25 protein-coding genes are annotated in these 21,063 nt (G+C 48.6%); 10 read left to right on the top strand and 15 right to left on the bottom strand.

The window, feature by feature from the left end; translation table 11 throughout:
• Positions 1–71: 71 nt before the first annotated feature.
• The 3 genes from ACJJIJ_RS03495 to ACJJIJ_RS03485 form a co-directional block, all read right to left on the bottom strand.
• Positions 72–1,355 carry a hypothetical protein gene (locus tag ACJJIJ_RS03495; RefSeq protein WP_444938649.1) on the bottom strand — a complete coding sequence of 428 codons (1,284 nt, stop codon included), beginning with the start codon at positions 1,353–1,355 and terminating at the stop codon, positions 72–74.
• A gap of 353 nt (positions 1,356–1,708) precedes the next feature.
• Positions 1,709–3,007, bottom strand: coding sequence for a hypothetical protein (locus ACJJIJ_RS03490; RefSeq protein ID WP_444938648.1), 1,299 nt, complete (start codon positions 3,005–3,007; stop codon positions 1,709–1,711).
• A 215-nt stretch (positions 3,008–3,222) separates the two neighbouring features.
• Positions 3,223–3,822: a LysE family translocator gene (locus ACJJIJ_RS03485; protein ID WP_444938647.1), complete on the bottom strand. Its 600-nt coding sequence runs from the start codon at positions 3,820–3,822 to the stop codon at positions 3,223–3,225.
• Between the two features lie 134 nt (positions 3,823–3,956).
• On the opposite strand from ACJJIJ_RS03485, the gene ACJJIJ_RS03480 reads away from it, so the two are divergent.
• Both ACJJIJ_RS03480 and ACJJIJ_RS03475 read left to right on the top strand, forming a co-directional pair.
• Positions 3,957–4,427: a DUF6841 family protein gene (locus ACJJIJ_RS03480; RefSeq protein ID WP_444938646.1), complete on the top strand. Its 471-nt coding sequence runs from the start codon at positions 3,957–3,959 to the stop codon at positions 4,425–4,427.
• Between the two features lie 46 nt (positions 4,428–4,473).
• The gene (locus ACJJIJ_RS03475) at positions 4,474–4,935 is read left to right on the top strand and encodes a hypothetical protein (protein ID WP_444938645.1); all 462 of its coding nucleotides are present in this window, start codon (positions 4,474–4,476) and stop codon (positions 4,933–4,935) included.
• Positions 4,936–5,179: 244 nt separating this feature from the next.
• On the opposite strand, the gene ACJJIJ_RS03470 is transcribed toward ACJJIJ_RS03475, so the two are convergent.
• Positions 5,180–6,328 carry an epoxide hydrolase family protein gene (locus ACJJIJ_RS03470; protein WP_444938644.1) on the bottom strand — a complete coding sequence of 383 codons (1,149 nt, stop codon included), beginning with the start codon at positions 6,326–6,328 and terminating at the stop codon, positions 5,180–5,182.
• 128 nt (positions 6,329–6,456) lie between these two features.
• On the opposite strand from ACJJIJ_RS03470, the gene ACJJIJ_RS03465 reads away from it, so the two are divergent.
• The gene (locus tag ACJJIJ_RS03465) at positions 6,457–7,545 is read left to right on the top strand and encodes a PA0069 family radical SAM protein (protein WP_444888466.1); all 1,089 of its coding nucleotides are present in this window, start codon (positions 6,457–6,459) and stop codon (positions 7,543–7,545) included.
• Between the two features lie 60 nt (positions 7,546–7,605).
• Positions 7,606–7,884 (top strand): GIY-YIG nuclease family protein, encoded by a 279-nt coding sequence (locus ACJJIJ_RS03460; protein WP_444885578.1) that lies wholly within the window; start codon positions 7,606–7,608, stop codon positions 7,882–7,884.
• A 31-nt stretch (positions 7,885–7,915) separates the two neighbouring features.
• On the opposite strand, the gene tmpT is transcribed toward ACJJIJ_RS03460, so the two are convergent.
• The 3 genes from tmpT to ACJJIJ_RS03445 all read right to left on the bottom strand — a co-directional run bounded on the left by tmpT (position 7,916) and on the right by ACJJIJ_RS03445 (position 10,342).
• Positions 7,916–8,554: a thiopurine S-methyltransferase gene (tmpT, locus tag ACJJIJ_RS03455; protein ID WP_444938643.1), complete on the bottom strand. Its 639-nt coding sequence runs from the start codon at positions 8,552–8,554 to the stop codon at positions 7,916–7,918.
• Between the two features lie 274 nt (positions 8,555–8,828).
• Complete coding sequence (locus tag ACJJIJ_RS03450; protein ID WP_444888464.1) at positions 8,829–9,356, bottom strand: DUF1097 domain-containing protein; 528 nt, start codon at positions 9,354–9,356, stop codon at positions 8,829–8,831.
• 290 nt (positions 9,357–9,646) lie between these two features.
• On the bottom strand, positions 9,647–10,342 hold the full coding sequence (locus ACJJIJ_RS03445) for an SDR family oxidoreductase (RefSeq protein ID WP_252085199.1): 696 nt from the start codon (positions 10,340–10,342) through the stop codon (positions 9,647–9,649).
• Between the two features lie 54 nt (positions 10,343–10,396).
• Between ACJJIJ_RS03445 and ACJJIJ_RS03440 the strand changes: the two genes are divergently transcribed.
• The 6 genes from ACJJIJ_RS03440 to ACJJIJ_RS03415 all read left to right on the top strand — a co-directional run bounded on the left by ACJJIJ_RS03440 (position 10,397) and on the right by ACJJIJ_RS03415 (position 16,141).
• Positions 10,397–10,717: a DUF3301 domain-containing protein gene (locus ACJJIJ_RS03440; RefSeq protein WP_444888462.1), complete on the top strand. Its 321-nt coding sequence runs from the start codon at positions 10,397–10,399 to the stop codon at positions 10,715–10,717.
• A gap of 14 nt (positions 10,718–10,731) precedes the next feature.
• Positions 10,732–10,980, top strand: a complete 249-nt coding sequence (locus ACJJIJ_RS03435) for a DUF1653 domain-containing protein (RefSeq protein WP_252085197.1) — start codon at positions 10,732–10,734, stop codon at positions 10,978–10,980.
• 161 nt (positions 10,981–11,141) lie between these two features.
• The gene (locus ACJJIJ_RS03430; protein ID WP_444938642.1) at positions 11,142–12,209 is read left to right on the top strand and encodes a saccharopine dehydrogenase family protein; all 1,068 of its coding nucleotides are present in this window, start codon (positions 11,142–11,144) and stop codon (positions 12,207–12,209) included.
• Positions 12,210–12,463: 254 nt separating this feature from the next.
• The gene (locus ACJJIJ_RS03425; RefSeq protein ID WP_444888459.1) at positions 12,464–12,970 is read left to right on the top strand and encodes a phosphatase PAP2 family protein; all 507 of its coding nucleotides are present in this window, start codon (positions 12,464–12,466) and stop codon (positions 12,968–12,970) included.
• Positions 12,967–14,040 carry an MJ1255/VC2487 family glycosyltransferase gene (locus ACJJIJ_RS03420; RefSeq protein WP_444888458.1) on the top strand — a complete coding sequence of 358 codons (1,074 nt, stop codon included), beginning with the start codon at positions 12,967–12,969 and terminating at the stop codon, positions 14,038–14,040. Before ACJJIJ_RS03425 ends, ACJJIJ_RS03420 begins: the two co-directional genes overlap by 4 nt.
• A gap of 298 nt (positions 14,041–14,338) precedes the next feature.
• On the top strand, positions 14,339–16,141 hold the full coding sequence (locus ACJJIJ_RS03415) for an acyl-CoA dehydrogenase (protein WP_444938641.1): 1,803 nt from the start codon (positions 14,339–14,341) through the stop codon (positions 16,139–16,141).
• Positions 16,142–16,172: 31 nt separating this feature from the next.
• On the opposite strand, the gene ACJJIJ_RS03410 is transcribed toward ACJJIJ_RS03415, so the two are convergent.
• The 8 genes from ACJJIJ_RS03410 to ACJJIJ_RS03375 all read right to left on the bottom strand — a co-directional run bounded on the left by ACJJIJ_RS03410 (position 16,173) and on the right by ACJJIJ_RS03375 (position 20,975).
• On the bottom strand, positions 16,173–17,525 hold the full coding sequence (locus tag ACJJIJ_RS03410; protein WP_444938640.1) for an ATP-binding protein: 1,353 nt from the start codon (positions 17,523–17,525) through the stop codon (positions 16,173–16,175).
• A 12-nt stretch (positions 17,526–17,537) separates the two neighbouring features.
• A complete protein-coding gene (locus ACJJIJ_RS03405; protein ID WP_252085191.1) occupies positions 17,538–18,212 on the bottom strand; it encodes a response regulator transcription factor in 675 nt (224 codons plus the stop codon).
• 39 nt (positions 18,213–18,251) lie between these two features.
• On the bottom strand, positions 18,252–18,569 hold the full coding sequence (locus ACJJIJ_RS03400) for a PepSY domain-containing protein (protein WP_252085190.1): 318 nt from the start codon (positions 18,567–18,569) through the stop codon (positions 18,252–18,254).
• Between the two features lie 63 nt (positions 18,570–18,632).
• Positions 18,633–19,205 carry a glycine zipper 2TM domain-containing protein gene (locus ACJJIJ_RS03395; RefSeq protein WP_444888455.1) on the bottom strand — a complete coding sequence of 191 codons (573 nt, stop codon included), beginning with the start codon at positions 19,203–19,205 and terminating at the stop codon, positions 18,633–18,635.
• A gap of 89 nt (positions 19,206–19,294) precedes the next feature.
• Entirely contained in the window at positions 19,295–19,813 is a 519-nt protein-coding gene (locus ACJJIJ_RS03390; protein WP_444910134.1) for a DUF3106 domain-containing protein, read from the bottom strand.
• Positions 19,806–20,090 carry a hypothetical protein gene (locus ACJJIJ_RS03385; RefSeq protein ID WP_444938639.1) on the bottom strand — a complete coding sequence of 95 codons (285 nt, stop codon included), beginning with the start codon at positions 20,088–20,090 and terminating at the stop codon, positions 19,806–19,808. Before ACJJIJ_RS03385 ends, ACJJIJ_RS03390 begins: the two co-directional genes overlap by 8 nt.
• Positions 20,074–20,439, bottom strand: coding sequence for a hypothetical protein (locus tag ACJJIJ_RS03380; protein ID WP_444885591.1), 366 nt, complete (start codon positions 20,437–20,439; stop codon positions 20,074–20,076). Before ACJJIJ_RS03380 ends, ACJJIJ_RS03385 begins: the two co-directional genes overlap by 17 nt.
• A complete protein-coding gene (locus ACJJIJ_RS03375) occupies positions 20,436–20,975 on the bottom strand; it encodes an RNA polymerase sigma factor (protein ID WP_252085185.1) in 540 nt (179 codons plus the stop codon). Before ACJJIJ_RS03375 ends, ACJJIJ_RS03380 begins: the two co-directional genes overlap by 4 nt.
• Between the last annotated feature and the right edge of the window lie 88 nt (positions 20,976–21,063).

Genomic DNA, 21,063 nt, shown 5'->3' with positions numbered 1-21,063 from the left:
AGAAAGGGGGGGGATGAACGGCAATATACTGATTTAAAAATAGAACAAACAAGGGTTCATCAGTTCAAACCTCATGAGGAACAAACAAGCTCTTGCAATAACTCCATATACTGATCAGCCATAGCTTTCGCACTATTTCTACTAATAAGTGGATCACAGTATCCAAAAACAAACACCCCATTTTGATTGGTAGTATAGGCAATCACCATCATAGGGTGGTGACCATGATTTTGAACAAGCATACCAGCAGCGATATCAAAATGTTTCAGTTCACCACACAACCCTCTCATACTACCTAAATTCGAAACGCAAATACCCGATGGAAATGACTCTATTTTATGGGAGTATTCATGTGCAGCTTGTATGATATCTTTTAGCCTGCAACTAGACTCAAAAATTAAACCTTTCAACTCTCTGGGGTTAAATCTTTCATTCAAATTATTTTGTATTTCTATGGCCAAGTCCAAAACTCCCACACCAGAGTTGTGCGGTAAAACTTCCAAAGTTGTTATCGCGGTAAAGGCCCCGATAACATTTAAACCTATCTTTGGTTTACACAGACCACGTACATCCATTGGCAATACGATCTCTGTCCAGGGTCGATGATTGGCCAACTGTTGAGATGAAATAACTGCCAAAGCACTGTACAGCGCAGTAAAACCTACTTTTTTCTCTTTGATTAATAAGGCTAACTTTTCTACATCATCGAAACATAGAGTACGCAGGATTGCTCTACTTTGACGTCCCGCTAGGTCTGCGGTTTGTTCAACCGGCCATGAAAGATAGTCCTTACCTGGTCGAAGCAGATGATCACCACCACTGTACCCCGCTTCCTTAAGATATTCCTCTATAGGCTTATACAATGGCAACGACTTTAGCTCTAGATTTCCACCTTTATTCAAATATAAATCTAGATAAAAGAACAAGACCATTATTGATCTACCGTCAATAGCCGCATGATTTGCAACTATGGAAATCCATTCCACACACTGGTTATTACCAATGTAAAGAGTAATCATATAAGTATACTTTTCTATATCTATAATTTTTTTAGACTGCCTCATATACTCCAACTCAAAATTGAAACCATGATCAAGCACATAAATTTCTAAAGGTATTGAGCTAAAATCCACATTACATTGCCATTTGAAATTCGTCCCCAATTTAACCCTTGCTCTCAACATAGGATGCAAATGGTGCACCCAGGCCAGCCCGTCTTGTAAAGTCCTCACATTTAATGATTGAAGTACCTTAATAAAAGAGACAATTTGAGTCCCCCCATGACACTCCCTGGCAAACTCTACCATCAAGGCCTCGACCGCACCTAACTCTCGTGAATATGGCTCTGATTGCATAGCTTCAATCCTGCACAGATGTAAATCACAAGTTAAGATGACTATTCCATTAGTATAGAAAAATAAATAGATTACTTAATATCGACACGCCCAAACATATTTTCATTTTAACTTCTTTAAACAAAAAGAGACCGATATCCAAGGTGTGGTCAATCTTCCAGCAAACCCTTAAATCTATTCATCTATAACCAACCATCTATAACCTGTCTGACACCTACTGTCGACAATCACAGCAAACTTGAGAAATCTTACACTCTCACAACAACTCAACTAACAGTAAAAAACTGGGGAAGTCCAGGAATACATCTAATAGTTATAAACTAAGGAAGAACTGCTATACTTTTAAACCAGCTTTAATCAATAACATAACCATTGGAAATATCGGTAATTAATTCCATGTAAGTTTTCACATATTTAAGGGCGCTACTACTACTAACAAGCGGCTCGCAATAGCCAAAAACAAAAAATTCCTGCTCATTTAGTGTATAGGTAACCAGCATTATGGGATGTGCCCCATGATTCTGAACTGTCATAACTAGGCCAAAATCGAAGAACTTCAGTGGACCTGTGATCTCATGCACATCCCCCATATTAGATACACAAACACCTGAAGAAAAGTGATCTTTTTGGGAGGCAGCACTTTTAGCCAGGTTCTCGATTTCACTGGGACTAAAATTAGGCTCTATTGGCGGCTCATAAAAAACTCCATTTCTCAATTGAAAAAAGACTTTTTTTTGAATTAAGCGCGCAAGGCTAAGCAGATCAAGGCTGGTATCCTCTGGGGATAAAGATAAAGTTATCGTAGTTGTACACTCACCCACAACCTCTTTATCTATAAGAGGTTTACATAATTGTTGAGCGTTTATAGGTAACATCAATTCCACCTTGGGCTGGAAGCTTGGAAGCGAGCGTGCAGCCAGAATAGCAACAGCACTATAGATTGATGTAGCCTGAATATTTTTCTGCCGAAAAAGTAGATGCAAGCGGTCATAATTTTTTTTGGGAAGAACTTGATAAATAGAACATCCTCTTCGATATGGGGCCGCCACTGCTTTCTCTACTGGCCATTTAAGGGGCGTGCAATCATTAATCCTTTCAGTCAGCTGTGATCTTTTAATATTTTTCCTTGAGCAAACATATTCCACCACTGATTTGTCCATTATGGAAGCAGAAGTTTTATTTCTTTCATGCCCTCTCAAGTACCTATCCAGATCACGAATCAAGATCAATACTGAACGCCCATCAATAGCTGCATGACTTACAATGAAAGCAACCCAAATTACATTACCATGTTTGTCAAGGTAAATGTTCAAACGATAGCTATACTTATCTAATTCAATTTTTTTTCTTGCCAAGCGCTTAAACTCTACCTGATAACTTATAGAGGGTGTATTTTTATGAATCTCAAGAGGGATATCTTCAAAATCCACATCACAAAACCAATGCGCATAAGCCATTTTTTCTATACGAGAACGTAGCATAGGGTGCAGGTTATGTAAGTATTTCATCCCCTTTAATAGCCTTTCTACACCTAGAGGCTTACAAGCCCTAAAGAAGACAAGCAGCTGTACCGCACCATTAGACTTTTCGGCCAACTCCATGAAAAGTGATTCTTGAGCCCCAAGCTTACGAAAAGGTTTTGTTTTTTCCATAGCAGGCTCGCCCCTAAAGGGAGGTTACTGCCAATTAGTATAGAAAAGAAATAATATAAGACTTAATCATAAATCAACATTCCCTTCCGGCTTCTCAGTATCATCGCGAGCATCAATCTTACAGGGTTAGAAAGCACAATTAATGAATATATGTAGCGATTTGGTCGCGAGAGATCCGGTTCACCAGTCAAGCCAAGCACTTTAGCTGAAAGGTGCTATTTTTCAAGAAATTGGTTATATAGCAGATAGATAGCGGAAATTGCTAACAATGCCCCCATCACTCTATTAAATATTTTAATTCTCACTTCAGCTCCTAACACCAGCCTGATTCCATCCCCCATAAGAGCCCAAGCGGCTAATGACAAATAACAGACAAAAAAATAAATCCCCACAAAATAAAATAAGCTGTTACTCTGAGGGCTGGAAAACAGGGCAACACCAGAAACACAGGCAATCCATGCCTTTGGATTTAACCATTGTAGAAGAAACCCCTCATGGAAGCGTGGCAGGGTACGTTCAGCAACAGCTATCTCTTCCGTGGGCCCGCTGGCAATCTTGTACCCCAGATAGATGACATAGAGTGATCCAGCAATAGCAAGATACTGCAACACCTGTGGATAACGCTCCAGTACCTGGTAAAGTCCAAAGCCGATCATGGCAAGCAGCAAGGTAAACCCTATTGTCGCTCCAGATACAAATGGAATGGTACGAGCAAAACCATACTGCACTCCAGATGAGACGATTACCATGTTTACAGGCCCTGGCGTAATTGACATAGTGAGCGAAAACCCAAACATCGCTAAGAACAAGGACATATTTACACTCGAATATTATTTAATTTATCATCTTAAAAGAATGATTATTATTGGGACGCAATCACGATAAATAAGCGCTACTGAGAATGGCGAACCCTAAGAGAGTTGCCCCAATTTAACTAAAGGAAATCAAGTTGAAAAGAATTATTCTCCTAGCAACCTTGCTCATGTGTACCAGCTTTCAATCACTCGCAGAGCCCACAGTCGAAGAACATATCACAGACTTCATTAATGAATTTTCTTCGAACAACATAAAAGGCTCCGCATCTCACTTCTTCACAGAATCACCTCACTTTATCTTTGGCCCACACATTTTAACCCCACAAGATTCAGCACAAGTAGAAGAAGTACTATCTAAAATACGTGATGGTCTAGCCAAGCGAGGCTATAAAAATTCCGAGATCCTTGAATTCAAGACATTCTTTCAGGGTGAGAATATGTCCGTTACAACAATACTGCTTAAACGCTACACCTCAGAAAAACAGGTTCTGGATTATCAATGCAGTACTTATACATTGGCCAAAACTGAAGAAGGGTGGAAAATCTTATCCTGGCTCCCTTCCGAGCCAGAAAGTAATACAAAATGTTTTATCTATAAAAGTTAAACAATAAAACAGTAGTAGCCCCTAAAAAACCTAAAGGGATTTAGAAATGAGATCTCATAGTAAAATCAGAGTGCTTCTTACAGAATTGTATCAAGTAATTTCTGGCCCAGAAGGGTTCAAGCGCGACTGGAAAAAACAATTATCGCTATTCACACCTTACGCAAAAGTCATCCGAACTTCTTTAGATGGTGAAGGTAATCCCCAGGCACTGGTCATGAACATCCAGGATTACCCTGAAAATTTTCAGAGGGTGGTTGGAGATGCCGCTTTTTATGAGGTAGAAATTCACAATATTATTGAGTCTTTCGGCAATATCGCTCACGCATTCAGTAGTTACGAAGCCTGGAGAGATAGTGATAAAACCCAGTTTATCAAGCGGGGGATAAACAGCATTCAGCTTTATCACGATGGGCATTCATGGAAAATCGTCAATATGATTTGGGATGATGAGCGGCCCGGACTAACCATGCCACCTAAATATAACCCCGAGACCGAAAGTGTCTCGTAATCCCAAATTGGCCCCAGAATAATTGATATCTCGGCAATTAGATTCATTAAGCTCAATAAAACCCTTTCGTATTGGAAACTGAGCAAATAATCTGTAGCCAGTTAGTAGAGAAACTCTACCAATTTTTGATATGACCAGGTTCTGCGTAACACTGAGGCTCTTATCAATGGATGAGAACTTTATGGGGGGCCGGCTCTCGCCTTGAAGGGTGAGGGCTATCTTAATGGGGAGAAGTTACCAGCTTCTACTGCAAGCTTCTCTTCCAGGCCCTTATTTCCTCGACATATAATTCGGGCTGTTCAAAAGCCGAAAAGTGCCCTCCTCGTTTCAAATGATTCCAATAACAAATGTTCTTATAACGCCCCTCAGCCCAAGAACGGGGTATTCTTACCATCTCCCCAGGATAAATACTGACTCCAGTAGGCAATTGCACTACCTTTTCCTGATCGGGGCCATAGGGGGCATCGAAGCTTTCCCAAAATAGTCGCGCAGAAGAGGCCGCTGTATTTGTCAGCCAATAAAGCATGATATTGTCTAGTAATTCATTCCTGGTAAAAATACTCTCCAAAGTTCCCTGGCAATTGCTCCATAAATGAAACTTCTCTAATATCCAGGCAGCCTGTCCTATGGGAGAATCCGCAAGACTATACCCCAGTGTTTGAGGGCGGGTGCTCTGTTCCTTGGCAAAACCGGAATCCCAACAATTGAAGAATCGTATTCCGGCCAGAGCCTCTTTCTCTTCCTCGCTGGGCCAATGCAAGGCTTCAGCGGTTGGCTCTTCCTTGGGATTATTGATATGAATAGCCCTGCACGCGCCCAGATTCTGTATGCCAATTTCAGTGGTCACCGACCGGCCCCAATCTCCCCCTTGAGCCAAGTACGATTGATACCCCAGGCGATGCATTAGGGTATCCCAGGCAGCGGCAATTCTTGGGATACCCCACCCCGTCGTTTCAGGCTTACCCGAAAAAGCGAAACCAGGGAGCGATGGGCATACCACATGGAAAGCCTCCTCAGCACTCCCCCCATATTGAGTCGGCTCAGTCAGGGGCCCTATCACTTTGAGAAATTCCACAAAAGAACTGGGCCAACCATGGGTTATTACGATTGGCGTGGCGCTGCTATGACTGCTTTTGACATGAATTAGATGAATTTCCAGGTCGTGAATGGTTGTTATGAACTGGTCATACTGATTCAGCCTCTGCTGAGTGGCATACCAGTCATAGTCATTTAGCCAATAGTCACAGAAATCCTTAAGATAATTCAAAGGGATTCCCTGCGCCCATCCATCTACGGTTTCTGCCTCAGGCCAACGTGCCTCCCGTATCCTTCGGTGCATATCAGCCAGCTGAGATTCTTGTATATCAATCCTGAAAGGTTGGACCTGAGCCATTCGTAGATTCCATCTCCTGAGTGAGCTGACTAAAGAGCCGCGGATAGACAATTACAAAGATTGATTGGCCATTGCTTTGTGCTGAACCAAAATCGTAAACTGTACAAACATACAGCATCCTAGTTCCGATGAAAAAGATAGAATCAAACAATCCTCAGCCCTTACATAAAGGGCGCGGAGCCGCCAGTAATATCAATGGTCGTTTTGCCGAGCACATCAGTACACGGGAAAGCGATGGTTGGCAAACCGAGGCTGAGCCTCTGGAGCGACTACTGACTACCGCCATTGAAGAGAAGGCCAAGTCGATTATCGCCACCAATCAATCGCCCGACATCCCCTTTACTCAGTCTATCAATCCTTACCGTGGCTGTGAGCATGGTTGTGTCTATTGCTACGCGAGACCAGCTCATGCCTATATGGATCTTTCCCCAGGGCTCGACTTCGAAAGCAAGATCTTTTTTAAGGCTAACGCGCCCGTATTGTTGGAGCAGACGCTGCGCAAACCAAGCTACACCTGTAGTCCCATAGCACTAGGCGCGAATACAGACCCATATCAGCCTCTAGAGAAAGAGAAAGGCATAACCCAGGCATTGCTTACAGTAATGCAGCAGTTTCGACAACCGGTCACCATTGTCACCAAGAGCCAGCTGATTTTACGGGATCTTCCCATCTTGGCTGAGATGGCACAGGACAACCTTGCTCAGGTGGCAATTAGTGTGACTACTCTGGAGAGGGATTTAAAAAGGAAATTGGAACCTCGCACAGCGGGGCCTTCTGCCCGCCTGCGTACTATCGAACAATTGAGCAAGGCTGGGATACCCACGGCCGTACTTGCAGCTCCAATGATCCCCGCACTTAATGACTGTGAGCTGGAAGCTATTTTGAAGGCCGGGCGGGATTCAGGTGCCGAGAGGGCGGCCTATATCCTCCTGCGGCTACCCCATGAGGTGGCGCCACTTTTCCGTGAGTGGCTATCACTACATTACCCACAAAGGGCCGACCATGTAATGAGTCTGATACAACAGAGCCGCGGTGGGCGGGACTATCAAAGTGACTTTTCCCAACGCAGAACCGGTACAGGGGTTTTCGCTCAGTTACTGCGGCAGCGGTTTATTGTCGCCATTAGGAAATTGGGGTTAAATCACCGGCGCCTATCCCTGGATAGCAGCCAATTTAATGCACCACCCCTAGCCGGCGAGCAGCAGTCTCTTTTTTAACTGAGCTATGCGTTTTAACCTACAAGAAACTGAGAAAAATCCCTTGCGGACAAGATTTTAATGGATGCCTGGTTTTTGTATTTAATCCGCACTTCCAGCGGTACCCTCTATACGGGGATAACTAAAGATATTCAACGACGCTTTGCCGAGCACTGTGGTGGCGGGGCCAAAGCGGCCAAGGCCCTTCGCGGTAAAGGGCCTCTCACACTTGAATATCAGGTAAAAACTCAGGATAAATCTTCTGCACTGAAATTGGAAATCGCCATCAAGAGGTGGCCCAAGCATAAAAAAGAAGCGCTTATTGCCGGCACAATGGCATTGCCTGATTTACCCAGCTAACCATCATTGTGCCCTCGTGAGCCCTAAGCGACTAGCGCCTGGTAAGCAGCCAAGCCACTTCCCTCGCTGGTACCAGCCCTTTTAAGTCACCTGGCACATCCCTGGAGGCCAGCATCTTCAGGTGGTAATCCGCATTGTAACGCTCAAAAATCTCCTGAGAGCTGATGGAGAAGGGGGGACCCGCTAACTCAGACTGCTCATACTCAAAAGATATCAGTAATTGAGGGGCCACTTTTGTCATCGCCATCAGGTGCTGGGCATACCCTGGGCGAATGTCTTGTGGCAACGCCACCAAGGCGGCACGATCATAGGTACCATCAACTTCCTGTAGTATTTCCTTATCCAGGTCGAAAATATCCCCTACATAAATATCAATATTACTGGCCTTATAGCGCTTAAGGTTGGCAATTTGCTCGACTTCTGGGGTTATATCCATCTCTTGAAATAGTTGCTCTACCGCCATTTCACTCAGCTCGGCACCGACGACTCGATAACCTCCAGAGAGCAACCAGGCGATATCACGGGTTTTGCCACATAGTGGAACAAATACCCTATCGCCTTTAGAGAGAGAAAGCTGTGAAAAGAACTCCGACAGTAAGGAATTTCCAGATGCTTCGTGGAAAGCTATATTATTTTTCTTCCACTTCTCATGCCAATATGTCGCTTCCATGTTGCACCCCCATGTGCTTTCTAACAGTTATTTCTGATAACTTTGACGGATAATTCAGAGATCCTTCACACTCACTAAATCTAATATAAAAGGTATTCCAGTTCAGACTCTGCTTCAGGACCGGAAGCCTCGGGCTCAGTGAAAGCCAGTGCAGTTAAAAAAACAAAGGCCCCTGTAAATACGATGCTCTTCAACATTACCGATACCTCAGGTCAATTCTTTCACAGATGTAATGGGAAACCGGAGTACTCTCTCTTTCTTCAACAGCCAAAAGTTATTTGCTTTTCGTCGATCCAGAGATAAAGAGTTTTCCCGGCCAGATAAAATCAACCAACCCCGCGACTATCGCGCCAAGTACAGCAGCAGTAATAAGCAGGAAATAACCATCTAAAGAGATCGGTTGCTGAGCTGTGAAAGCGATCAAGATACCAATCCCATAACTAATAATATTGCCAACCCCAGTAACCAAACCCATTGCCCAGGCCCCAATGGCCGATAATAATAAGGCCATAGGTAAAGCTAACCATGGTTGTTCCAGTTGCCACCCTGCAGTTCCCACAATTGCGACCAATCCTAGCCCAAGTCCTGTAACTGCACAGGCCAGGTTATAGCCACCGGAACGCAAACTGCCGCCTCTGGCAAAATAGGTAACAGCACCCAGGGCCGCCACCCAGCTGGGCACACCAACAAGCTGGGCTGCCACAATCGCCAAAGAGGCACTCAGAAAAATCCGCAACCCAGTAAAAAGACGTTCCTGAGATTGCCCGTTACTATGTTCGAGACTTTCAGTTACGCTATTCATTACTTTCTCTCAATCTCCGCTGCACGCATTAATGACTGGCAATTCCTTGCCTAAATGCTTTCTACGCCACGCTGACTACTGATAACAATAAGTGGAGGAGCTATAGTCATCCCTCCATTAAGTGTATTTTCTCGCGTCTTTTGAATTTGCGGGTAGCAGACTTCTTCCGCATCCTTGCCCAATCTTGCAATCGGTACAAACATGCGGCAAATTCAGGGAGTGGTTCTTCCTACCCAAAGGGCGTTTTCTTAGTAGGTGATCAACAGAGGCCAATTGAGGAGATATGGGGATTACCAGGGGATTTCACTGCCATCATAATTATAAAATCGTCCACTCTTACCCTGACCCGCTTGCGTAAGCAGCTTCTTCAGTGCAGCCACACTTTGTGCCGTTGAAATCAGGGCACCGGGACCTCCCATCGCAGTTTTCACCCAGCCCGGGTGCAGGGCCATAACTGTGATTCCGCGATCATGGAGATCAATCGACAAGCTTTTAACGATCTGGTTGAGTGCTGTTTTGGAGCTTCGATAAATATAACCACCCCCAGAGCGGTTATCGGCGATACTGCCCACCTTGCTACTCATCATGGCTATCAGCTTGTAGTCGCTGGCCGCTACGTTATCGCAAAAAGTTTCCGCCATCATATATGGCGCAATGGTGTTGGACTCTAATACGCGGCGCCATTCTTCCCGGTCCACTTTTCCAAAACCAGTGCCTTTTGGGCCGTAATATCCCGCATTATTGAGCAAGATATCGATAGGCTCCCCTTTCAAGGCCTTACCGAGAGCAATCATTTGCTCATAGTCGGTTACATCCAACTGGATGGGCTCTATCAATGGGTATTTAGCCTGTAAGGCGTTGAGTTCATCGGCCTTTTTCAGATCTCTACAACAGGCGAATACACGCCATCCATCCTTGGCAAACTGGGCAGTCAACTCCAGACCTATGCCTCTATTACAGCCGGTGATCATTATGGTGCCAGACATCGCCTCTCCTTCAGTGTTATTCTTGCGGATCGCGATCATAGCAACTGTAGAACAATGTACTACTCACCCGACAATCTACTTTGGTTATTACTATTAGCTACCGTGGCTTGGTATATCTGGGCCAATATGGCAGCAAAAGAACATGTCAGGCGCGCTGCGGCCAATCACTGCAAACAACTGGGAGTGCAACTTCTCGACGATACGGTTGTGCTGGTACGCACCCGCTTAAAACGTGACCGTCGAGGCCAGATCAGCCTGCAACGTAGTTATGAGTTTGAATTTACTTCCACTGGAGAGCACCGCTATTCCGGTGTGGCAATTCTCCACGGCCGCCGAATTGAGCAGCTACAGCTGTCTCCACACCATTTGAGTTAACTTGGTATTTGTTGATGAAACCCGGCCTTTATCGCCACTACAAAGGAAATCTTTACGAAGTCCTACACACAGCTATCCATAGCGAAACAGAAGAGCTCCTGGTGATCTATCGCGCTCTCTACGGAAACTATATTGTTTCGGCTAGGCCCTACGCTATGTTTAGCGACACAGTCTCAGAGGATGGAAAAACATTCCCCCGCTTTAAACTCGAAAAAGCCTTCGAAATGATGGATAACACCCACGTAAAAAAAGCGCCAGAATAAATAAATCCAATCAGTCTCCAATCCCTGTCTTGCGCCATTTAATGCCAGAGGGATAACCTCTCGTGTCAGACAGAAGCCGATATTAATCGATAAAATTTGGCGCCCGACAAACAAGCTTGATCCTCTCGGACAACCCGCTCTCGAACCCACAAGGAAAACCGGTGAACAACAAGAATATTATGATCTATGGCGCCTATGGTTACACTGGTGAGCTGATTGCCCGCCAAGCTGTAGCGCTGGGTTATCGCCCCATTCTAGCTGGTCGCAATGCTCAAAAATTACAGCCTCTGGCAGAAGCCCTTAATCTCCCGGCCATGGCCATCGAATTGGCTAATACGGAAGTCTTGGAACGCAGCTTGCGGGACGTTTATCTGGTTATCCACTGCGCCGGTCCATTTTCTGCTACCGCTGAATCCATGATCAGGGCCTGCCTCAACACCCGTACCCACTACCAGGATATCACTGGTGAAATTTCCGTTTATGAGACGGCACACCGTCATGATGATGAAGCCAAAGCCAAGGGAGTCGTACTTTGCCCTGGTGCGGGATTCGATGTCATTCCTACTGATTGCCTCGCTGCCGCATTACACAGGGCTCTACCGTCAGCCACGCACCTGGCGCTTGGCTTCGACTCGGAGTCGAGTTTAAGCCCCGGTACAGCCAAGACCTCTATCGAAAGCCTCGGTATGGGAGGCGCCATTCGGCGCAATGGCAAAATCGAAACCATTGGCCATGGGCAGCTTACCCGCACCATCGATTTTGGCCGAGGTGAAAAGTTTGCTGTCGCAATTCCCTGGGGCGATATCTCCACTGCCTTCCACTCAACCGGTATTCAAAACATTGAGGCCTACATCCCCATGAGCCCTGCAAGGGCAAAGAAGCTAAAGCGCCTGAATGGATTTCGTTGGCTGCTTCGTACCCAGTGGCTACAAAACTGGCTGAAAGCAAAAGTGAGCAAGTCTGTTCGAGGCCCCAGTGAAGAGCGTCGTGCCGGCCAGAAAACCTGGGTTTGGGGAGAAGTGCGCAATGACCGTCGCGGTGAGCGTAAAGTTGGCCGACTCACCACCGCCAACGGCTACGATGTTACCGTTTCTGGTTCCCTGGCAATCATGCAATATCTCCTCGACTATCAGGGCGAAGGGGGCTATTTCACGCCATCAAAACTCTGCGGCCATAAGCTGGTGGAGAATCTACACGGCTCTGGAACGATCGAAATCAAATCGGCCTAGCCACTATTCTCAAAACCTTTCTGCTTTTTTCTAACGGGCAAATCATGGAGCCGCGGAAAGCTGCTCCGACTCTCTTTCCAGCCATTCCTTTCTTAGCGCCTTGTTCACCTATCCTGGATCAATTTTCTGCCAAGCTTTTTAAAGCGGTATATAGGCGTAAATAACATCTATTTTGAGATTTCACTATTACGACATCATTTGGTCAACTCCGTGCAATAATCAATTTTTAAGTTTGCGGCATGCGAGACTTATCCATGAATTTGAAGAGTATTGATGTGTCCCTGGTTCTGTATCTCACGGAACGGGCGTCACGTCCCACTTCACGCAGACGGTACCTTTGGCTATCCAAATCTGGAGATGGCTGGCTCACCGTCGCCGTACTCCTCAGTTATATTATTTCCAACGCCGCCACTCAGCTTTTTATTGCCGCATGCTCTGGCTTGGCGGTAGAGCGCTCTCTCTATTGGACAATCAAAAATACGACCCGCCGCAGGCGTCCACCTCAGGCTATCCCCGGTATGCGCCCGATTATTATCGCCCATGACCGTTTCAGCCTGCCCTCGGGACATACCTCTGCAGCCTTTCTTTTTATTACATTTATGACTCAACAAGTCAGCCCAATGTGGGGACTAGGTTATATCTGGGCGACCGGGGTAGGCGCCGCCCGTGTAGGCTTGGGAGTACATTTCCCTTCTGATATTTTCGCCGGTGCCCTTCTGGGTTCATGTGTCGCATTAGCCACTGGCGCCGTCCTTTTATGAAAATACTCTATGGCGTTCAGGCCACCGGCAATGGACATATTGCCCGTTCGCGCACATTGGCAAAGGCATTGCAACAATACCCAGAACTTGAAATCCAATGGCTGTTTTCAGGTAGACCCAAGGAAAACCTGTTTGGCATGGAATTGTTTGGCGACTATTGGTGGCGGGAGGGAATGACCATTGTCCACAGTGAGGGGCGCCTCAGAAGCTTGGCCACGGTTGCCCAGGCTAAATTGCGCCAATTAATCCAGGATGTCCGCAAACTGCCAGTCAGCGAATACGACCTAATCATCAGTGACTATGAACCTGTCACCGCCTGGGCGGCGAAAATGCACAAAAAGCCAAGTGTGGGTATCGGTCACCAATACGCTTTTTTACACTCGATTCCCATGCCCAGGTATAACTGGCCTTTTCATACCGTTTTACGTATCTTTGCTCCCACAAAAAAAAGCCTGGGTTTGCACTGGCATCACTTTGGCAACCCCATATTACCGCCCATAGTCCCCCCTCAACCCAAACCCGAGAGTGACACAGAAGATTACATTCTGGTCTACTTGCCCTTTGAACACCCAATACCCATGCTGGAGGAACTGGCCAAAGTAGAACGGCAATTTATTGTTTACGGTGTGCCAGAAAATCTGCCCACGGCAAACAATATCCAGATAAAGTCGCCGTCCACACTAGGATTCCAACAGGACTTGGTCAATGCCCGTGCAGTAATCTGTAACAGTGGTTTTGAATTACTGGCAGAGACCCTGGCTCAAGGCAAACCCATCCTAAGCCGACCATTGGCCTATCAATTTGAACAGGAAGCCAATGCCCAAGCACTAGAACAACTAAAGCTGGCGAAGATCGTACGCTCCATAGATGCCAATAGTATTCACACCTGGTTGCAGGAGAGGCCAAAATCTGTACGTATCCAATGGCCAGATGTCGCACAAGCTATTGCTGCCTGGATAGCACAGGGCTGCAAGCGAGACCCCGCAGATCTTGCCCGCAGCTTATGGCGACAAGTGACCCCCCGCCCCACCGAAGGGTCTGCACCCACTTACCAGAACGCTACTGACTAGTCCTTCTTTTTTTGCGATATGCACAATTGTAAAGACCACTGCCAGTCTATGGCCCACGGCCTTCTACCACCATATCGCCAAGCGCATTCACACAAAAAGTCATTGCCCAATTTTGAGCCTCAGCGTTTACTTATCTGCCATTCAATCACCAACTAGACATTTATTTATCCAGCACTCAAAAAAATATTTGATCAGCACGGCACGAGAGTCTATCTCCAGCAATAGTGCAGTGGATTTGAAATTTTTGTAGTCGGACTAATATGTACATTTGCTCCATAAAAAAAATAATGAGGTAAGCATGACTAATTCATTGCTCAACGACCGTGATACCGAATTTCTACTCTATGAATTTCTCGATACCGAAGCGCTGCTACAGCGACCACGTTACAAGGAGCATTCCAGGGAAGTTTTCGATGCAACACTGAAAACCGCACGCACCATTGCCGAAAAATTTTTCGCCAACCACAATGCCAAGGGTGATGCCAATGAGCCCAACTTTGACGGCGAAAAAATACAGATGATCGCAGAGACCAAGCAATCTTGGGATGCCTTCTCGGAGGCCGGTTTTCTCGCGGGGCACTGTAATTTTGATGAAGGCGGTATGCAGCTGCCCAAAGCGATAATCAGCACGGCCCTTGGCTATGTTAGTGCCGCAAATATTGCCAGCGCTTGCTACCCCTTCCTGACTATTGCCGCCGCCAACCTGCTGCGCTCTTTTGCCAGTGACAGCCTAAAGGCAAAGTTTTTGCCGCAGATGCTCGATGGCCGCTTCGCCGGCACTATGGCCCTCACAGAGCCCGATCAGGGCTCAGCTCTGGCCGATATCCGCACCAGTGCCGAACAGGCCGAAGATGGCAGCTACCGTATCCGCGGACAAAAGATGTATATCTCCGGCGGCGACCAGTCTCTGACAGAAAATATCGTTCATCTGGTATTGGCAAAAATCAAGGGTGCTCCCGCCGGCGTTAAGGGAATATCCCTATTTTTAGTGCCTAAAATGCTCCTTGATGAAAACGGCCAGGTAGCCCAGCCCAACGATGTAAAACTGGCGGGATTGCTGCATAAAATGGGCTTTCGCAACACGACCTCTACAGTATTGAGCTTTGGTGAGGATCAGGGCGCAGTGGGCTACCTGATCGGTGAGCCTCATGAGGGGCTCAAATATATGTTCCAGATGATGAATGAGGCTCGGATCAGTGTCGGCGCAGGGGCCTCTATTCTGGGTTATCAGGGCTATGCCTACTCCTTGCAGTATGCCAAGGACCGCCCCCAGGGACGCCTGCCTTCCAACCAGGACCCCAGCGCCAAGCAAGTACCCATTATTCAACATGCAGACATTCGCCGTATGCTGCTGATGCAAAAGGCCTATGCCGAGGGTGGCCTGGGCTTAAGTATGTACGCCACTTCTCTTTATGAAGACCAGCACAGCGCACCCACGGAAGAAGAGAGCCAGCTGGCAGCCACTCTGTTAGACCTAATTACTCCGGTAGTGAAATCCTGGCCCTCCAAATACTGCCTGAAAGCCAATGAACTGGCCATCCAGGTACTCGGCGGCGCCGGTTATATTCGGGAATTCCCCCTGGAACAGCTTTATCGGGATAATCGCCTGAACGCCATTCACGAGGGCACTGAAGGTATCCACGCCCTCGATCTACTCGCGCGCAAAGTGCCCAGCAAAAATTTCCAGGCCTACCAGCTGTTACAAACAGAAATCCGTAAAACGGTATTGGAAGCACGGCAGAAAGAGAGCTTGATTAGCATGGCCGATACCCTGGAGGAATCCCTGCAAAAGCTCGACGAAACGGGCATGGCCCTGTTTACGCAATTACAGGAGGATGTGGATCGCGGGCTCAGTAATGCCACTCTCTACCTGGATGTTTTCGGCTGCATTATGGTGGCCTGGATCTGGCTGCGACAGGCGCTTATCGCCGCGAATGCCCTGGAAGGAACTACCAGCGAGGAAGATGGCAATTTTTATCGTGGCAAGTTGCACACTGCCCTCTTTTATTTTGAATGGGAACTACCCAATATCCAGCCGCAAATAAGCCTGCTGCAAAGTGGCAATAACCTGCCGTTCGATATGCGAGTCGATTGGTTTTAGCGAGTGACGATCAGGAGGGGCCACGTAGCAACTACAGCAGTACAGTAATTTCCGTGCCCCCCTCGGGAAGAGATTCAGCGCTGATTTGCCCCTGGTAACTCTCAACAATATCAACCACAACAGCCAGGCCAATACCCTGGCCAGGCTGTTGCTGGTCGGCACGTACTCCGCGCTGGGTTACTTCGCGCCATTTATCGTTATCTAGGCCGGGCCCATTATCAGCGACCCGGATAGAGAGCTTGCGCCCCTCCTCGGGGTTCTCAATAACAACTCGAACCTGGCCGGCACCGTACTTGTAAGCATTATCGAGCAGGTTGCCAAGCAGCTCCATCAAATCGCCCTCATCCCCATAGAACAGAGCGTTCTCAGTACACTCCCTTCGCACTTCACAGGGCCTGCTGCGATAGACTTTTTCCAGGGCATCCAGGATCTTTTCCAGAAGTGGCGCCACGGCAATACCGCGTAGGATAGATTTGGGAGAGCTGGCTACCGCACGCTGAAGTTGGTAGCTAATAATGCTGTCCATACGCTGTACCTGGTCCGCAAGGGTTTTTCCGGCGGCATCGGGGTCCTTTTCCAGGCTCAACCCTTTGAGTACCGCCAGTGGCGTTTTCAGACTGTGGGCCAGGTCCGCCAGGGTATGGCGGGTCTTTTCACGCTGACGCCGCTCATTTTCAATCAACAGGTTCAGGTTGTCGGTAAGCGGGCGCAACTCCAGCGGGAAGTTTCCCTCTAGGCGATCGCTGCCACCCTGCTGCATATCGCGCAGGGCCTGCGCCAGTGCGCTTAACGGCGCAAATCCCCAGCGCAATACCAGCCATTGAGCCAAGACCAGTAACAGCGCCGCCACCCCCAGCCACTGCCAGATGGTCGAACGGAACTGCCCGACCTGTGCCTGTAGCGGCGCCGCATCCTCCAGCACTACAAAGGTGAAAGGGTGCTCATTTTCCAGACCCCAAGCCACTCCCTGGCGGAAGCTGCTGTAATTGGCATCGCCACCTGGCAGGGAAATACGCATAAAAGACTGCTGCCCTTGCGGCAGCGGGGAAAATTCCACCTCTGGCATTGCCAGAGCCGATTCAGAACGCCAAATTACCCGCCCTTGCCCATCCAAAACTGCGCCAATCAGGCCGGAATCCGGCTGGTTGAAGCGCTGTTCGGGCAGTTCGGGCGGCAGCACCAGACTCTCGCCCTCAGGTTCCGCCAGTGCCAACAGGGTGTAGATATAAAGCTGCAGCTCGCGCTGTTTGGCCTCATTCAAAGAGGTGCGATAAGCGTGCTCCAGCACCCCGGAAATCAGCAGCACAAAAGCCACCAGCACCAGGCTGGTAACCAGTGCCAGGCGGCCTTTTAGGGAATTCAGCCAAAAGGAAAACAGTCGCATTACAAATCAGGGTCAACTGGGAGCCATAAAGCGGTAACCGCGGCCACGCAGGGTTTCGATGGGCTTAAGCTGTGCCGCCGCATCAAATTTCTTGCGCAGGCGCCCGATAAACACTTCGATCACATTGCTATCCCGGTCGCAGTCCTGTTCATAGATATGTTCGGTGAGGGTGGTCTTGGAGACTACTTCATCCGGGTGCAGCATCAGGTATTCGAGCACCTTGTATTCAAAAGAGGTCAACTCCAGCTCGGTGTCGTTGACTGTGACCCGCTGAGAGCTGGTATCTAGCAGTATCGGGCCCGCTTTGATCGTGGGTGAAGAAAACCCGGCGGAGCGCCGCACCAGCGCATTCAATCTCGCCAGTAACTCCTCGGTGTGGAAGGGCTTTACCAGATAGTCGTCACCACCAGCTTCCAAGCCGGCCACACGCTCCTGCCAGTGGCCGCGAGCGGTGAGAATCAGGATAGGGAAATGCTTGTCTTCGCCACGCAGTGTCTGAATCACCTGAATGCCATCCATTTTTGGCAGCCCCAGATCCATAACCGCGACATCGTAAGGATATTCACGCCCCAGGTAGAGCGCCTCTTCTCCATCCGGCGCCTCATCTACGGTATAGCCAGCGCCGCGCAGTGATTCTGCCAGCTGCTGGCGCAGTAAAACTTCATCTTCGACTAATAGTGCGCGCATATTCTTTCCCTTGTACTGCGAGTCTGTGGTAGCGGGTGATTAACGGGAGATCCTGCCGCTCTTCTTGTCCACAAAAACTACATAGACCTGACTCTTATCGGACAGCCCCTTTACCCGGTAGACCACCTGGCCCTGTTTGCGGGTTTCAGAGACCGATAATATTTTGCCGCCAAAACGCCGTTTCACAATCGAAGCGGCCTTTTCCCGGGAAACACCCCCGTCCTGTACCCAGCGGAACTCATGCCGGAAGTTTTCCCTCTGCGGAGCCGGCCCACCCTGCCAGGAGGCAGCACATAGACCGGGAAACAAAACGATAAGGAAAAGAAAATGCCGAATAAAAGTGCGGCTCGATTTCACTGTGCGGCTCCTGTGGATGTCCTGGTTTTCCACCTTTTACTATTTCGACCGCCTTCCGCCGGCTCAAGGCGCCGGCGAGACTGCGACACGAACCCGGATTCTCTCGCCCGGGTGGTAATCTGTACGAGTCAGATAAACCTGACCATTATACCGATAGCGCACATCGTATCCGACTAATTCCCGCTGTGTACTGAACTCGTCGACAACCTGGCAACGAGATTCCGTGGCGTAATAAGTTGGGGCGTTGGCCCGACTGATCTGGTTACCCACCAGCGCTCCCACTAGTGCGCCCGCAACAGTGGCACCAGCCCGTTGGCCGTGATGGTGGTGATAGCGACCGTGATGACCGCCACGTCCCAAGCTGTTGCCAACAGCGGCACCGATCAGCCCGCCAACCACAGTACCCGCCGGAGAAGCGGGCTCCCGGTAGGCCACCTGCTCATCCCGGCAGTAAGTGCGCGGGTTACGGACCTGAATATCGGTGTAAACGGGAGTAACCTCGGTGACGCGGGCAAAGTCGTAGCTATCCGCACCGTAGGGGTCTGTATAACCATTGGGGCCCGCTTTGGCGGTAGCACTCAAGGCCACCAGCGCGGCGACTGCCGCGCCAGCGATAAACTGCTTGAAGAGTTGCACAATCGATCTCCCGTTATTCATCAACGGGAGCCAGAGTAGTCAAATTCATCTGAATAGACGCTGAATTACACCTGAGGTGGTAAGAAATATCAGGTTCTCTCCGTTTCCTCTCGCCTCTGCTGCCGCCGCTCCTGTCTCTCTCTGCGGCGCCGTTCCCGCTGGTTCCGCCTTTCCCGATTCTCCGCACGGCCGCGTTTATCCTTCTCCCATTGTTCCCGCAACTGTTTACGCTGCTGGGGAGGCATCTGACGGAAGCGCTTGCGCGCCTCGCGAATACGCTGACGCTCCTCCTCTGGTAGGTCCATAAAGCGGCGATAAGAGTCCCGCAACTGGGTGCGCCGCTCCCTGGGTATATCTTGCCAGCGCTTATACTGTTGACGCGCTTCTTGGCGCTGCTCGGGGTTCATTTCACTCCAACGCCTGGCCCCGCGTAACAATTGTTCCCGTCGATCTTGACTCAATTGTGACCAGCGCGTCTCAAAATTCTGTAAAAGTCGGCGCTCACTGTCACTGAGACTCTGCCAATCCTGTGCCTGAGAAACATTCACAAAGAGCGATAAATACACGGCGGCCAGCCAACCAATCAATATGGTTCTTCGCTCACTCATCGCTCAGCTCCTCGTGGGTCTCCCCTCCCCCGGTATTTGGTCTGCCTGTTATGGCTGGTTTTTCCGGCTTGGGTAACAACATCTCCAGCGCTTCCGGCGCTTGTATATCTCCCTGCTCATCGGCCCACTCCCCGACAAACATCAGGAAGTCCTCATCCAGTGGCTGCAGATCCTGCGCCAGTAGCGGGGCTGCAAAAAAGAGCACCGTATAGAAAAGGCCTTTAGCGATACTTTTCTTAGGAAAAAGGACTTTTTCATCACTAGGAGGATTGCCCATTCAACTCTTCCGCCAACCACTGGTAGAACTCCATATCCTCAACCATTTCGACATCCATTTCCTCATATAAATACCAGTCAGTGGCACTCAGCAATTCGGTAGCGGCCTGCTCGCTGGATACAGGCCAAAACAGCAATAACAACAATGATGCACAAGCGCCAGTGAAAACTAGCCAGCCGGGAGAGTCACGATAATACGATTTCTTTGCTGCCACTGCGCGTTGTCTGGCTGCAGCAAGCCGCGACAGAGTCTCTGTATCAATATCACGCTCCCGCCGGACAACTGCATGCTGCGCAGCTTTCTTTAATGAATCACTCTGCACGACTGGATTTTCTTGCCGACTATTCATTGCGTTGCCTCTAGTTGGAATGCCTCTAGATGGTTGCGCAAACTGCGCATAGCTCTTGATAAATGGGTCTTAACACTCCCCTGACTGCAGGACATTGCCCGCGCAGTTTCGGCAACATCGAATTCCTCGACACAGCGCAGCAGGAAGGCCTGCTGTTGGCGCAGGGGCAACTTGGCCACAGCACTATCGATGGCTTCCAATAGGCGTTCGCCAGCAAGGACCTTATCCGGGGTGGGATTATGGCTATCGACCCATTCCAGCGGCGCTGGATCTAGCTCATCGCTGTTTGCCGGTAGCTTTTCCCGAAATAGTTGCCAGCGGGATAGCTTATTGTTACGCCGGTGCCAATCGGTAATCCGGTTATTGAGAATAGTGAAAAACAACGGCCGCCACTCGGCCCGATCGCGGCCACTATATTTCCTCACCAACGCCAACATAGAATCCTGCACGATATCCAGTGCATCATCCCGATTGCCAACAGCGTAATTCGCCATGGTGAATGCCCGTTTCTCCACCTGGGCGAGGAACTGATTCATAGAAACCGGCTGAAGTCCTTGCGCAAAGAATACTCTTCCAGATTCTTTTTATTGATTTTGAAGTCGTCATACAAAGACTTCGCCCGCA

The sequence above is a fragment of the Microbulbifer mixtoriginis (SeqCode) genome (assembly GCF_052467945.1).
The sequence above is the reverse complement of the archived record's forward strand: the minus strand, read 5'-3'. Positions and strand labels throughout refer to the sequence as shown.

What these genes read in the sequence shown, in the direction of transcription:
- ACJJIJ_RS03495 (WP_444938649.1), bottom strand. Translation starts at nt 1,355, where the DNA reads ATGCAATCAGAGCCATATTCACGAGAGTTAGGTGCGGTCGAGGCCTTG.
- ACJJIJ_RS03490 (WP_444938648.1), bottom strand. Translation starts at nt 3,007, where the DNA reads ATGGAAAAAACAAAACCTTTTCGTAAGCTTGGGGCTCAAGAATCACTT.
- ACJJIJ_RS03485 (WP_444938647.1), bottom strand. Translation starts at nt 3,822, where the DNA reads ATGTCCTTGTTCTTAGCGATGTTTGGGTTTTCGCTCACTATGTCAATT.
- ACJJIJ_RS03475 (WP_444938645.1), top strand. Translation starts at nt 4,474, where the DNA reads ATGAGATCTCATAGTAAAATCAGAGTGCTTCTTACAGAATTGTATCAA.
- ACJJIJ_RS03470 (WP_444938644.1), bottom strand. Translation starts at nt 6,328, where the DNA reads ATGGCTCAGGTCCAACCTTTCAGGATTGATATACAAGAATCTCAGCTG.
- ACJJIJ_RS03465 (WP_444888466.1), top strand. Translation starts at nt 6,457, where the DNA reads ATGAAAAAGATAGAATCAAACAATCCTCAGCCCTTACATAAAGGGCGC.
- ACJJIJ_RS03460 (WP_444885578.1), top strand. Translation starts at nt 7,606, where the DNA reads ATGGATGCCTGGTTTTTGTATTTAATCCGCACTTCCAGCGGTACCCTC.
- tmpT (WP_444938643.1), bottom strand. Translation starts at nt 8,554, where the DNA reads ATGGAAGCGACATATTGGCATGAGAAGTGGAAGAAAAATAATATAGCT.
- ACJJIJ_RS03450 (WP_444888464.1), bottom strand. Translation starts at nt 9,356, where the DNA reads ATGAATAGCGTAACTGAAAGTCTCGAACATAGTAACGGGCAATCTCAG.
- ACJJIJ_RS03445 (WP_252085199.1), bottom strand. Translation starts at nt 10,342, where the DNA reads ATGTCTGGCACCATAATGATCACCGGCTGTAATAGAGGCATAGGTCTG.
- ACJJIJ_RS03440 (WP_444888462.1), top strand. Translation starts at nt 10,397, where the DNA reads ATGTACTACTCACCCGACAATCTACTTTGGTTATTACTATTAGCTACC.
- ACJJIJ_RS03435 (WP_252085197.1), top strand. Translation starts at nt 10,732, where the DNA reads ATGAAACCCGGCCTTTATCGCCACTACAAAGGAAATCTTTACGAAGTC.
- ACJJIJ_RS03425 (WP_444888459.1), top strand. Translation starts at nt 12,464, where the DNA reads ATGAATTTGAAGAGTATTGATGTGTCCCTGGTTCTGTATCTCACGGAA.
- ACJJIJ_RS03420 (WP_444888458.1), top strand. Translation starts at nt 12,967, where the DNA reads ATGAAAATACTCTATGGCGTTCAGGCCACCGGCAATGGACATATTGCC.
- ACJJIJ_RS03415 (WP_444938641.1), top strand. Translation starts at nt 14,339, where the DNA reads ATGACTAATTCATTGCTCAACGACCGTGATACCGAATTTCTACTCTAT.
- ACJJIJ_RS03410 (WP_444938640.1), bottom strand. Translation starts at nt 17,525, where the DNA reads ATGCGACTGTTTTCCTTTTGGCTGAATTCCCTAAAAGGCCGCCTGGCA.
- ACJJIJ_RS03405 (WP_252085191.1), bottom strand. Translation starts at nt 18,212, where the DNA reads ATGCGCGCACTATTAGTCGAAGATGAAGTTTTACTGCGCCAGCAGCTG.
- ACJJIJ_RS03390 (WP_444910134.1), bottom strand. Translation starts at nt 19,813, where the DNA reads ATGAGTGAGCGAAGAACCATATTGATTGGTTGGCTGGCCGCCGTGTAT.
- ACJJIJ_RS03385 (WP_444938639.1), bottom strand. Translation starts at nt 20,090, where the DNA reads ATGGGCAATCCTCCTAGTGATGAAAAAGTCCTTTTTCCTAAGAAAAGT.
- ACJJIJ_RS03380 (WP_444885591.1), bottom strand. Translation starts at nt 20,439, where the DNA reads ATGAATAGTCGGCAAGAAAATCCAGTCGTGCAGAGTGATTCATTAAAG.
- ACJJIJ_RS03375 (WP_252085185.1), bottom strand. Translation starts at nt 20,975, where the DNA reads ATGAATCAGTTCCTCGCCCAGGTGGAGAAACGGGCATTCACCATGGCG.